This window comes from Bacillus sp. REN16 (assembly GCF_020731355.1).
GTDB lineage: Bacteria > Bacillota > Bacilli > Bacillales > Bacillaceae_L > Ferdinandcohnia.
Genome location: NZ_JAJFZK010000018.1, coordinates 16,900 through 29,336 on the forward strand (window position 1 = coordinate 16,900; position 12,437 = coordinate 29,336).

The following is a 12,437-nucleotide window of genomic DNA, read 5'->3' on the forward strand; positions in this document are numbered from 1 at the left end:
TAAAGTTATAGCCTCCGGCGGATGCCACAGATTTTTTAACGGAAGTTTTTCGAGTGTATGATCAAAGACTAAGAACGCCACGGCCTGATGTCTTCGTCTTTGTGACCCACCTCGTGTGGGCCTAAAAAAATCTGGGCGCAAATACGCTGGGGCGTATTTGATAAAGGGGGTTGCAATTATTGGGAAGACGTCGAGGTATCATGTCAGAAGCCTTTAAAGAAGAATTAGCTAAGGAACTTGGTTTTTACGATACCGTTAAAAGTGAAGGTTGGGGTGCGATTCGATCACGCGATGCTGGAAATATGGTGAAGCGTGCAATTGAAATTGGACAACAACAGCTTGCCAATAAAGGACAAAACCAGTAAGTTGTGTTTTGAACTACGACGCCGAAGCTTAAATTGCTTCGGCTTTCTTTATATAGGAAAAAGGTCATCTTATACAAATTACATAAAAAACAGGCAAGACACTATTGTGTCACTGTTTTACGAGGTTTACTTTGTGGTACAATGGCAATATTGAATTTTACGTTTAAAGCAGGTGTTTTCATGAAATTATTAGTTAAGGCCCCAGCGAAGATCAATTTGGCGCTTGATGTTTTACACAAACGACAGGATGGCTATCATGAGGTGCGGATGATTATGACAACCATTGATCTATCGGATAGGCTTGAATTATCTGATTATGGGGGAAATGAAATTAAGGTCATTTCTCATAATCGTTTTGTACCAGATGACAGCCGCAACTTGGCATACCAAGCCGCCAGTTTACTTAAGAAACGTTATGGTGTGAAAAAAGGCGTTGTCATTTCGATTACAAAATCAATCCCAGTGGCTGCTGGACTAGCGGGTGGTAGCAGTGATGCAGCCGCAACGTTAAGAGGATTGAACAAATTTTGGGACCTTGGACTCAGTTTGGATGAACTAGCCTCAATTGGTGCTGAAATTGGCTCAGATGTTTCTTTTTGCGTATATGGGGGGACGGCACTAGCGACAGGTAGAGGGGAAATTATTTCCGAGTTGCCTGCACCTCCACATTGCTGGGTTATTTTGGCGAAGCCAACAATCGGTGTTTCAACAGCTGAAGTATACAGAAATCTTTCCATTGATCAAATTAACCATCCGGATGTCGACGGGATGATTCATTCAATCGAAACGAAGGATTTTACTGGGATTTGCGATCGAGTCGGCAATGTTTTAGAGGACGTAACCTTAAAGCTTCATCCTGAAGTGGCCCATATCAAAGATCAAATGAAGCGTTTTGGTGCAGATGCTGTGTTAATGAGCGGCAGTGGTCCAACTGTTTTTGGTCTTGTTCAAAGAGAATCGAGAATGCAACGTATTTATAATGGATTACGTGGTTTTTGTGACCAAGTTTATGCGGTAAGACTGCTTGGAGAACGAAATAGAGTTGAATGATACCGTACATTAGTGGTATATTATCTGTAAAATATTCGGATTTTGGAGGCAAGCCATGAAATTTAGACGGAGTAGTAGACTTGTTGATATGACAAATCACTTGCTTTTACATCCACAGCATCTTGTGTCTCTTTCCTATTTTGCTGACAAATACGATTCTGCTAAATCCTCTATTAGTGAAGATTTAACGATTATCAAGCAGACCTTTGAGCAACAAGGAATTGGGACATTAATTACAGTGGCGGGAGCAGCTGGTGGTGTGAAATTCATCCCATTGGTCGGAGAAGAAGAAGCAAGTGAGGTTGTCAGGGAACTTTGTGAGGTAATAGCAAATCCAGATCGACTTCTTCCAGGTGGATATTTATATTTAACAGATATCCTTGGTGATCCGAGAATTGTAAACAAAATCGGGAAAATCTTTGCCTCTGTTTATTCAAATTACGAGATTGATGTTGTCATGACTGTTGCGACTAAGGGAATTCCCCTTGCCTACGCAGTTGCTTCTTACTTGGACGTACCGGTAGTGATTGTAAGACATGGCAATCGGGTAACGGAAGGCTCTACCGTGAGTATCAATTACGTTTCCGGATCAACAAAGCGTATTCAGACGATGGTATTGGCAAAAAGAAGCCTGAAGGAAGGTTCTAATGTTTTAATCATTGATGACTTTATGAAAGCCGGCGGTACTGTTAACGGGATGGTCAGTATTCTGGAGGAATTCAATGCGAACCTTAAAGGGATTGGTGTTCTAGTTGAGTCTGAGGGAGTAGAAGAGAGGCTTGTGGATGAATACATATCCTTAGTAAAGCTAACAGATGTTGACGTGAAAGAAAAACAAATAAAAGTAGCGGTGGGTAATTATTTATCTTACCTGCAGCAAGTTGAAATCGAAGACGAGATGGGGGAAGAAGAATGAGACAAGTTCAAACAAACCAAGCTCCGGCAGCAATTGGCCCATATTCACAAGGAATTGTTGTTAATAATATGTTTTTTAGTTCAGGCCAAATTCCATTAACTCCAGCTGGCGAATTAGTGAGTGGTGGAATTAAAGAACAGACGGAACAGGTTTTTAAAAACCTTCAAGCTGTTTTGGCTGAAGCAGGTGCGTCTTTAGATTCGGTCGTAAAAGCTACTGTTTTTATTAAAAATATGGATGACTTTGCAGAACTAAATAACATTTACGGAGAGTTTTTTGCTGGACATAAACCAGCCCGTTCAACGGTTGAAGTAGCAAGACTTCCCAAGGATGTATTGGTCGAAATTGAAGTAATTGCGCTTATAAAATAAAAGGGATGTCAAAAATCCGGTTGAAAATGACACATCGAATTTCTGCGTTGGCTTGTTTTTCCGTTGCTCACGTATTAACTACATACGTTCCGCTACTCAAAACTGCGCCGCCTTGAACTTCTCGGTCCTTTTCATCCTACTTTTTGATCTATTAATTAAGACTTTTTTCACAAATATTCTGTTCATTCACAAAAAAGTATGAATCTTTTTAAAAAATTATTTAATATTTAGCAGGAGTTTCAGATTTTCCGTTGAATATGAATAATTAAGTTTTAATATAGTAAAAAAGGTGGTGAACAGAATGGAAGTGACAGACGTTAGATTACGCCGCGTTAATACTGAAGGTAGAATGAGAGCGATTGCATCAATTACGTTAGACCATGAATTTGTTGTTCATGACATTCGTGTCATTGATGGCAACAATGGTTTATTTGTTGCTATGCCTAGCAAACGTACTCCAGATGGAGAGTTTCGTGATATTGCTCATCCAATTAACTCAAGTACGCGTGGAAAGATCCAAGACGCAGTATTAGCTGAGTATCACCGTTTAGGTGAAGTTGAGGTTGAGTTTGAAGAAGCAGGAGCATCTTAAAAATAAACGTTTATTACATCGAAGAGCCTACATGAAAGACAGGCTCTTTTTCTTATCCCCTAAAAGCCCCTATAACCCATAAATAAAAACTTTCCAATCAAAAAAATCATGTACTTTCGTTAGTTTTCTTGAAAATGGTCTTTTTTTAAGATATATTCAGAATGGATATTAACGTTGATAAGGTTCGAATTGATATGGAGGCCTAAACATGACAAAAAGATATGGCGTAATTTTGGCCGCAGGGCAAGGAACACGTATGAAATCTAAGCTTTATAAGGTTCTGCACCCTGTATGTGGAAAACCAATGGTACAGCATGTAGTGGATCAGCTTGAAACATTATCCCTACAAAAGCTTGTGACAATCGTTGGACATGGAGCGGAAAAAGTAAAAGCACAAATTGGAGATAAAAGTGAATATGCTCTTCAAGATGAGCAATTAGGTACTGCACATGCAGTTATGCAGGCAGAAAACCACTTAGCAAACGAAAAGGGAGTAACATTGGTTGTTTGTGGTGATACTCCACTTATCCCAGCTGAAACAATGGAAGCTCTACTAGCGCAGCATGAAAAGGCTAATGCGAAAGCAACAATTCTTACAGCTGTGGCAGCAGACCCTACTGGCTATGGAAGAATAGTTCGCAATACAGAAGGACATGTTGAACGCGTTGTAGAACACAAAGATGCAACAGATGAAGAACGTACGATTACCGAGATTAATACCGGTACATATTGTTTCGATAATGAAGCTCTATTTGAAGCACTCTCAAAAGTTTCAAATGATAATGTGCAAGGAGAGTACTACCTTCCTGATGTGATTGAAATCTTAAAAAACAATGGTGAAATCGTAACTGCTTTCCAAACAGCTTCCTTTGAGGAAACGCTTGGGGTAAATGACCGTTATGCTTTATCACAAGCGGAAAAGCTTATGAAACAAAGAATTAATAAGCAACACATGATGAATGGTGTTACGATCATTGATCCTGACAATACGTACATTTCATCAGATGCTAAAATTGGTTCAGACACTGTTTTACATCCTGGAACAATGATTATTGGTGATGTTGAAATTGGGACAGAATGTGAAATCGGTCCAAATTCAGAAATTAAAAATTGCAAAATTGGTGATCGAACAGTAATCCGTCATTCTGTTGCACATGATAGTAATATTGGAAATGATGTGGCGGTTGGACCGTTTGCACATATCCGTCCTGCATCACAAATTAGCGATAAAGTTAAAGTAGGAAACTTTGTGGAATTGAAAAAGGCTATTTTCGGTGAAGGCAGTAAGGCTTCTCATTTAAGTTATATTGGGGATGCCGAGGTTGGTAAAAATGTAAATATCGGTTGTGGCTCAATCACTGTAAACTATGACGGAAAGAATAAATTTTTAACAAAAATTGAAGATGATGCCTTTATTGGTTGTAATTCAAATCTAGTGGCTCCGGTAACGATCGGAAAGGGAGCATATGTTGCCGCAGGCTCAACGATTACTAGTGAAGTGCCAAGCAACGCTCTTTCCATTGCAAGAGCACGTCAAGTCAATAAAGAGAATTACGTAGAACGTCTGAACGAAAAGAAAAATTCCTAATGGAGGTCGGGAGATATCATGTCTAAAGAATACCGTGACTCAAGTTTAAAGGTGTTTTCGTTGAATTCGAATGCACCTTTAGCAGAGGAGATTGCTAAATCGATTGGTGTTGAACTTGGAAAATGCTCTGTCACACGCTTTAGCGATGGAGAAATTCAAATTAACATTGAAGAAAGTATTCGTGGATGTGATGTTTTTGTCATTCAATCAACGAGTGCACCTGTAAATGAGCATATCATGGAAGTGTTGATCATGATTGATGCACTTAGACGTGCATCCGCAAAAACGATTAATATTGTAATGCCATATTACGGATATGCAAGACAAGACCGAAAGGCACGTGCGCGTGAGCCGATTACTGCAAAGCTCATAGCCAATCTTTTAGAAACGGCAGGGGCGGACCGCGTGATTACATTAGACCTTCATGCTCCGCAAATTCAAGGCTTTTTTGATATCTTAATTGACCACTTAATGGGTGTGCCAATCCTATCAGATTATTTTAAAAGCAAAGATTTGGAAGACATTGTCGTTGTCTCTCCTGACCATGGTGGGGTTACACGTGCTCGTAAAATGGCAGATCGTTTAAAAGCTCCAATTGCAATTATTGATAAACGTCGCCCAAGACCAAATGTAGCTGAGGTTATGAATATTGTTGGTAATATAGAAGGAAAAACAGCGATCTTAATCGATGATATTATTGATACAGCAGGAACAATCACATTAGCCGCAAATGCGCTTGTTGAAAACGGTGCTTCAGAAGTGTATGCATGCTGTACACATCCGGTTCTTTCAGGACCAGCGATTGAACGCATCCAAAATTCAAAGATAAAAGAATTGGTTGTCACAAATACAATTCTTTTATCTGAGGAGAAAAAGATCGATAAAATCAAAGAGCTTTCAGTAGCTCCATTAATTGGTGAAGCAATCATCCGTGTTCACGAGCAACAATCTGTCAGCACACTATTTGATTAATGAGAAAAGGATTAAGTGTCTAGAGTAAAGGTTCGATTTTCTTTTCAAAAAGAAGGTTTACTTCACCATCTTTAGGGGAAATTTAGTAATATGACTAAATCTTCCAAAGGATGGTGTATAACATGTCTGCAGTTTTAGAAGCGACAGAACGAGCAATAGATAAACATTCCACACTAACAAAAATTAGACAAGCTGGGAACTTTCCCGCGATTTTGAACGGTCCCAATCAAAGTCAGCCGATTTATGTAAGTAGTGTGGATTTTTTAAAAACGATTCGCGCTACTGGGCGAAATGGGATTATTAAGCTGTTAATTAACAATAACCAGCATTCGGTCATGCTGCACGACCTTCAAACCGAACCAATTAAAGGTGAAATCATTCATGCAGATTTCCAAATTGTGAATATGTCATCAGAGGTGACTGTTGATGTCAATATCAATTTAGTTGGGGAAGCTGCAGGTGTGAAGGATGGCGGAGTGCTTCAGCAGTCGATTCATCATGTGTCAATTTCTGCTCTTCCGGCTGATATTCCACAAACCATCGATGTTGATGTTTCACAGGTAGAGGTTGGGGATGTTATGAAGCTGGAAGATATAGATACAAAAGGCAAGTACACAATTAATCAGGACCTTTCACAGGTTGTAGCATCTGTTCTGGCTCCAAGACAGGAAGAAGAGATTAGTACAGGAGAGGAACAAGAGCCTGGTGAACCAGAAAACGCAGAAGGCAGAGAAACAAACGAGTCCGAGTAATGCAACTAAAAGGACTAAAAAGGTTTGGACGTAACCAAAACGGTTACGTCCTTTTGCCACAGGCACGCTAGTTTTTTACGTAAATAAATGGGGGAAATAACATGAAGCTAATTGTTGGGTTAGGAAATCCAGGTAGGCAGTATGAAGAAACAAGACATAATGTCGGCTTTAAGGTTATTGATGAGTTATCCGATCAATTGCATATCTCTCTTGACAAGTCGAAATTCAACGGGATGTTCGGACAAGGTGTAGTAAATGGGGAGAAGGTTCTACTTTTAAAGCCACTTACATATATGAATTTATCGGGAGAAAGTATCAGGCCGCTCATGGATTATTATGATATTCTAGTAGATGATATACTTATTATCTATGATGAGCTTGACCTTCCAGTAGGCAAAATCAGGCTTCGTGAAAAAGGAAGTGCTGGCGGCCATAATGGAATGAAGTCCATTATCAACCATTTAGGCACCCAAGAGTTTAAGCGCATTCGAATTGGAATCAACCGTCCAACAAACGGAATGAATATCGCCGATTATGTCTTAGGGCGTTTTCAAGCAGAAGAGTCACAGGATATTAAGGATGCGATCCAAAAAGCAGCAGAAGCTGCAGAAAAGTGGGTATCAACACCATTTTTACAGGTAATGAACGAATTTAACGCAAAGTAGTGTAGTATGATTAGGTAAGTGAATAAAGAATCGATTCGAGGTTTATACTAGAAGGTGTAAACTATGCACTAAGTTTTAGTGTCTAGCTTCAGGCGCCATCGGCTCTTTGGTCTAAGCCAATCGCTTCTGAAGGCAAAAAACGCCTTCTGTCAGCGCTCGTCTTATGCTTGTCGCCGATAAGCAGTCGCCTTACGCTTTTCTCTAGAGGAGGATTCTTATGTCACTACACTACCATTGTCGACATTGTGGTGTGAAGGTTGGTAGCATTGATAACTTGTCCCTACATAGTGAAAGTCTCGGATTCCATCAATTAACGGACGAAGAACGGCAAGAGATGATTTCATACCAATCAAATGGCGACATTCATGTAAAGACGATATGCGAAGATTGTCAGGAAACGTTACAACGAAACCCTGATTATCATCAATTTGAATCATTTATTCAATAAAATAAGAAAAAAGCTTTGGCCAACACCAAAGCGTTTTTCTATTTATGTAAGATAGAGACTTGAGATTCCTAAGTTCGATTGAAATCAAAGGAAATATGACGAACTTAGAGAGGGGGTAACCGAGTTGCTTAAGGGACTACAACAGTATGTTGGAAACAATGATGAGTTAAAATCGATTATTAACGGAATAGATGGGGGCTTACGGGAACAGTTAATTGCTGGTTTATCCGGATCTGCCCGCACTGTGTTTGCGGCAGCTCTTTATAGACAAACAGAACGACCTATTTTAGTTGTTACACATAATTTGTTTCAGGCTCAGAAAATCTATGAGGATCTAAATGGGCTTTTAGAAGAAGACGAGGTTTTCCTTTATCCAGTTAATGAATTAATCGCATCAGAAATTGGAATTGCAAGCCCTGAGCTAAAGGGGCAGCGAATTGAAGCTTTGAATTATTGGAGTCACCAATCCAAAGGTGTCATTGTTGCTCCAATTGCAGGATTGAAAAGGCTGCTTCCACCTAAAAAGCTATGGAATGAAAGTCAGTTGACATTTACTGTCGGACAGGATATTGAACTATCAGATATATTAGAAAAGTTCATTGAAATGGGCTATGAACGGGTATCAATGGTGTCTGCACCGGGTGAATACAGTGTCAGAGGTGGAATTCTCGATGTGTACCCGTTAACAGAGGAAAACCCGGTTCGGATTGAGCTATTTGACACAGAGGTTGATTCAATCCGCACATTCTCACTGGAGGACCAACGTTCGCAAGGAAAAGTTAACTCGGTCGTACTTGGACCTGCAACTGAAATTCTATTAACACCAACCCATTTAGAAAAAGCCGTAAATAAATTAGAAGAAGGGCTAGCCAAAAGCTTAAAGAAGGTTAAGGATGAGAAGGCAAAGGAACTATTAATAGAGAATATTTCATTCGAGCTCGAACAATTAAAGAATGGGCAAACGATTCAGCAAATGTTCAAATATCTATCCCTCATCTACGACCAGCCTGCTAGTTTACTAGACTATATACCTGCAAACGGGCTCGTTTTATTAGATGAAATTAGTAGAATCCAGGAAATGGCGGATAGTTTGGACAAAGAAGAGGCAGAGTGGGTGACAAGTCTTTTATCACAAGGTGAGATTATCCATAATAGTACATTGTCACACTCGTTCACAAAGCTTCTTCAGCAATCAACCAATCCATTGGTTTATTTATCGCTATTTTTAAGGCATGTACCACATACAAGCCCACAGAACATCTTGAATATATCCTGTAAACAGATGCAAAGTTTCCACGGCCAAATGCATCTTCTAAAATCAGAACTTGAACGTTGGCAGAAAGGGAATTACTCTGTAATTTTCCTCGGTTCAAATGAAGAACGGGTGAAAAAGCTTGAACAGGTCCTGTCTGACTATGAGATTCATGCAGTTACTAGTAAGAGTGATGGAGAGGTTTTGCTAGGAAATGCACAAATCATGCTTGGTGATCTTCAGGATGGTTTTGAATTGTCGTTACAACGAATCGCCGTTATTACGGAAGAAGAGCTTTTTAAGAAAAAAATGCAAAAGACGAAACGTAAGCAAAAGCTATCAAACGCAGAGCGGATCAAGAGCTATTCCGAATTACATGTTGGAGACCACGTTGTTCACGTCAACCACGGGATTGGGAAGTACTTAGGAATTGAAACATTAGAAATTAACGGAATTCATAAGGATTATCTGCATATTCGTTATCAAGGGAATGACAAGCTTTATGTTCCTGTCGAACAAATTGAGCAGGTGCAAAAATATGTTGGCTCTGAAGGCAAGGAACCAAAGATTTATAAACTAGGCGGTACCGACTGGAAGCGTGTGAAGAAGAAGGTTGAATCATCTGTACAGGATATTGCGGATGATTTAATTAAGCTATATGCTGAGCGGGAAGCAAGTAAAGGATTTGCTTTCTCTCCAGATGCAGAAATGCAAAGAGAATTTGAGGCATCCTTCCAGTATCAAGAAACAGAGGATCAGCTGCGATCAATCCAGGAAATTAAAAAGGATATGGAACGCGAGCGCCCAATGGATCGTCTGCTTTGTGGGGATGTTGGCTATGGAAAGACAGAGGTTGCGATTCGTGCTGCATTTAAGGCAATTATGGATGGAAAACAAGTAGCCCTCTTAGTTCCGACTACAATTTTGGCGCAGCAGCATTATGAAACGATTCGCGAAAGATTTCAGGATTTTCCGATTTCAATTGGACAACTAAGTCGTTTCCGTTCAAAGAAACAGCAAACAGAGGTTACAAAAGGGCTAAAGGCAGGGACGGTTGATATCGTCGTTGGTACCCATCGCCTTCTGTCTAAAGATATTACCTATAAAGATTTAGGTTTATTAATTATTGATGAGGAACAACGTTTTGGTGTAACACATAAGGAAAAAATCAAACAATTGAAAGCAAATATTGATGTGCTTACCTTAACAGCTACACCAATCCCACGTACACTTCATATGTCTATGCTAGGTGTTCGTGACTTGTCCGTTATTGAAACACCGCCTGAAAATCGATTCCCTGTTCAAACCTATGTGGTCGAATACAATGGTGAACTTATCAGAGAAGCGATTGAAAGGGAGATGGCAAGAGACGGACAGGTGTACTTCTTATATAACCGGGTTGAGGATATCGAACGTAAGGCGGAAGAAATCTCGATGCTTGTTCCTGATGCAAGAATTGCTTATGCACATGGTAGAATGACTGAGAATGAACTTGAAGCAGTGATTTTAAACTTCCTTGATGGTCAATATGATGTCCTAGTGACGACTACTATTATTGAAACAGGCGTTGATATTCCAAACGTGAACACGTTGATTGTTCAGGATGCGGATCGAATGGGCCTTTCCCAGCTTTATCAGCTCAGAGGTCGTGTAGGGCGTTCAAATCGTGTGGCATATGCGTATTTTACGTATCGAAAAGATAAGGTATTGAATGAAGTCGCGGAAAAACGACTCCAAGCGATCAAGGAATTCACGGAGCTTGGTTCAGGATTTAAAATTGCAATGCGCGACTTGTCGATTCGCGGTGCGGGGAATATTTTAGGAGCCCAGCAACACGGATTTATTGATTCTGTCGGATTTGATCTATACTCACAAATGCTAAAAGAGGCAATCGAGGAACGTAAAGGAGATGCAACAGCAGTTAAACAAACGAGTGTGGAAATTGATGTAGAAGTAGACGCGTATATTCCAGATGCGTACATTTCGGATGGCCGCCAAAAAATTGATATGTATAAGCGATTTAGAGGCATCACCTCAATGGAGGATGTTGAAGAACTCCAAGAAGAAATGGTTGACCGCTTTGGTGAATACCCAGCAGAAGTGGATTATCTTTTTGAAATTGCCAAGATTAAGGTCTATGCTTTAGCAGAGCAAGTGATCTCCATTAAACAGGTTAAACAGGAAATCACAATTCTTTTATCTGAACAAGCAAGTAGCCAAGTTGATGGCCAAAAGATTTTTAAATTAGGAAATACATTTGGTCGAATGATCAGTCTTGGGATGGAAGGCAGCAAGTTAAAAATAGTTATCCAAACAAAGGGATTAGATGTGAACCGATGGTTAGGAATTATCCATGATATGGTCAAAGGGTTACAAGGTGTAAAAAAAGAAAATGTAAATGCGGTTTAGCTTGGGGTAAGTGATCCTTCGGTACACAAAGATCTATTTAAACGACGACGAATAGAACCAAAGTATGAGTGGCCTCTAGTTCTGATGTATGGTTATTTTTTCCTATAATGAAAAATCACAATCATCGTGAATAGAACTCTGTTGGTGTAAGATACTAAACTCAACAACAAATGGTGATTTATTCAAAAGTATACAAAATGTTCATTAAGTGTTTGTTCAAAAGGAGGATGAAGAGGACCGAGATTTTCAAGGCGGCGCAGCTTTGAGGACCGAAGTGTATGCAGTTAATACATGAGGACCGGAGAAGCAAGCCAACGCAGAAAATCGATGCGTCATATTTACCGGAGTTTTGAACATTCCTATCAATCACCACTAATCTTTGATCATCAGATGAAAGTGAGGCATCATGAATGAAGGCAACTGGTATTGTTCGTCGTATTGATGATTTAGGTCGAGTAGTTATCCCGAAAGAGATCCGCAGAACGTTACGTATTAGAGAGGGAGATCCATTAGAGATTTTTGTTGATCGTGATGGAGAGGTTATTTTAAAGAAATATTCCCCGATTAGTGAATTAAGTGACTTTGCGAAGGAATATGCAGAGGCCCTCTTCGATAGCTTGGGGCATCAAGTACTTATTTGTGACCGCGACCAATTTATTGCGGTTACAGGAGGCTCCAAAAAAGAATACTTAAATAAAAACATAAGTGAGCTAATCGAAAAATCGATGGAGGACCGATCCTCTATTTTAGAAACAGAAGAACGCCAAATGTCCATCGTAGAGGGTGCCGATGAAACAATCTCATCATATACAATCGGTCCGATCATTGCAAATGGAGATCCAATCGGTGCAGTTGTGATTTTATCAAAAGAAAAGGCGCTTGGTGAAGTAGAACAAAAGGCAGTCGAAACGGCAGCCGGTTTCCTAGCGCGACAGATGGAACAATAATAGAAGATGTGATAAGTGAAAAGGTAGCTATTTTAGCTGCCTTTTCTTCCGTTACGAGGAAATTGTCCTACCTAGGACAGTCTTAGACAGGGAAGTATGTTATAATACAC

The 12,437-nt window shown here is 39.9% G+C and carries 12 protein-coding genes; all 12 read left to right on the forward strand.

The features are described from left to right. The first annotated feature begins 179 nt into the window (after window positions 1–179). The 12 genes from LKW28_RS19235 to spoVT all read left to right on the forward strand — a co-directional run bounded on the left by LKW28_RS19235 (window position 180) and on the right by spoVT (window position 12,327). The gene (locus LKW28_RS19235; RefSeq protein ID WP_229142064.1) at window positions 180–365 is read left to right on the forward strand and encodes a small, acid-soluble spore protein, alpha/beta type; all 186 of its coding nucleotides are present in this window, start codon (window positions 180–182) and stop codon (window positions 363–365) included. Window positions 366–545: 180 nt separating this feature from the next. Next, window positions 546–1,415, forward strand: a complete 870-nt coding sequence (gene ispE, locus LKW28_RS19240) for a 4-(cytidine 5'-diphospho)-2-C-methyl-D-erythritol kinase (RefSeq protein ID WP_229142065.1) — start codon at window positions 546–548, stop codon at window positions 1,413–1,415. A gap of 55 nt (window positions 1,416–1,470) precedes the next feature. Next, window positions 1,471–2,331 (forward strand): pur operon repressor, encoded by an 861-nt coding sequence (gene purR / locus LKW28_RS19245; protein WP_229142066.1) that lies wholly within the window; start codon window positions 1,471–1,473, stop codon window positions 2,329–2,331. After that, a complete protein-coding gene (locus tag LKW28_RS19250; protein ID WP_229142067.1) occupies window positions 2,328–2,702 on the forward strand; it encodes a RidA family protein in 375 nt (124 codons plus the stop codon). The genes purR and LKW28_RS19250 overlap by 4 nt, the downstream gene beginning before the upstream one ends. Window positions 2,703–3,003: 301 nt before the next feature. Continuing rightward, entirely contained in the window at window positions 3,004–3,294 is a 291-nt protein-coding gene (gene spoVG, locus LKW28_RS19255; RefSeq protein WP_010285377.1) for a septation regulator SpoVG, read from the forward strand. A gap of 208 nt (window positions 3,295–3,502) precedes the next feature. Next, a complete protein-coding gene (glmU, locus tag LKW28_RS19260; protein WP_229142068.1) occupies window positions 3,503–4,882 on the forward strand; it encodes a bifunctional UDP-N-acetylglucosamine diphosphorylase/glucosamine-1-phosphate N-acetyltransferase GlmU in 1,380 nt (459 codons plus the stop codon). A gap of 18 nt (window positions 4,883–4,900) precedes the next feature. Continuing rightward, complete coding sequence (locus LKW28_RS19265; RefSeq protein WP_229142069.1) at window positions 4,901–5,854, forward strand: ribose-phosphate diphosphokinase; 954 nt, start codon at window positions 4,901–4,903, stop codon at window positions 5,852–5,854. 122 nt (window positions 5,855–5,976) lie between these two features. After that, window positions 5,977–6,606 carry a 50S ribosomal protein L25/general stress protein Ctc gene (locus LKW28_RS19270; RefSeq protein WP_229142070.1) on the forward strand — a complete coding sequence of 210 codons (630 nt, stop codon included), beginning with the start codon at window positions 5,977–5,979 and terminating at the stop codon, window positions 6,604–6,606. Between the two features lie 101 nt (window positions 6,607–6,707). Then, window positions 6,708–7,271, forward strand: a complete 564-nt coding sequence (gene pth / locus LKW28_RS19275; protein WP_229142071.1) for an aminoacyl-tRNA hydrolase — start codon at window positions 6,708–6,710, stop codon at window positions 7,269–7,271. 217 nt (window positions 7,272–7,488) lie between these two features. Next, window positions 7,489–7,719 (forward strand): anti-sigma-F factor Fin family protein, encoded by a 231-nt coding sequence (locus LKW28_RS19280; protein WP_229142072.1) that lies wholly within the window; start codon window positions 7,489–7,491, stop codon window positions 7,717–7,719. A 124-nt stretch (window positions 7,720–7,843) separates the two neighbouring features. Next, a complete protein-coding gene (gene mfd / locus LKW28_RS19285; protein WP_229142073.1) occupies window positions 7,844–11,380 on the forward strand; it encodes a transcription-repair coupling factor in 3,537 nt (1,178 codons plus the stop codon). A gap of 410 nt (window positions 11,381–11,790) precedes the next feature. Then, complete coding sequence (gene spoVT / locus LKW28_RS19290) at window positions 11,791–12,327, forward strand: stage V sporulation protein T (RefSeq protein ID WP_229142074.1); 537 nt, start codon at window positions 11,791–11,793, stop codon at window positions 12,325–12,327. The last annotated feature ends 110 nt before the right edge of the window (window positions 12,328–12,437 follow it).

Coding starts and splice junctions, on each gene's coding strand:
- ispE (WP_229142065.1), top strand. CDS start 546: ATGAAATTATTAGTTAAGGCCCCAGCGAAGATCAATTTGGCGCTTGAT.
- purR (WP_229142066.1), top strand. CDS start 1,471: ATGAAATTTAGACGGAGTAGTAGACTTGTTGATATGACAAATCACTTG.
- LKW28_RS19250 (WP_229142067.1), top strand. CDS start 2,328: ATGAGACAAGTTCAAACAAACCAAGCTCCGGCAGCAATTGGCCCATAT.
- spoVG (WP_010285377.1), top strand. CDS start 3,004: ATGGAAGTGACAGACGTTAGATTACGCCGCGTTAATACTGAAGGTAGA.
- glmU (WP_229142068.1), top strand. CDS start 3,503: ATGACAAAAAGATATGGCGTAATTTTGGCCGCAGGGCAAGGAACACGT.
- LKW28_RS19265 (WP_229142069.1), top strand. CDS start 4,901: ATGTCTAAAGAATACCGTGACTCAAGTTTAAAGGTGTTTTCGTTGAAT.
- LKW28_RS19270 (WP_229142070.1), top strand. CDS start 5,977: ATGTCTGCAGTTTTAGAAGCGACAGAACGAGCAATAGATAAACATTCC.
- pth (WP_229142071.1), top strand. CDS start 6,708: ATGAAGCTAATTGTTGGGTTAGGAAATCCAGGTAGGCAGTATGAAGAA.
- LKW28_RS19280 (WP_229142072.1), top strand. CDS start 7,489: ATGTCACTACACTACCATTGTCGACATTGTGGTGTGAAGGTTGGTAGC.
- spoVT (WP_229142074.1), top strand. CDS start 11,791: ATGAAGGCAACTGGTATTGTTCGTCGTATTGATGATTTAGGTCGAGTA.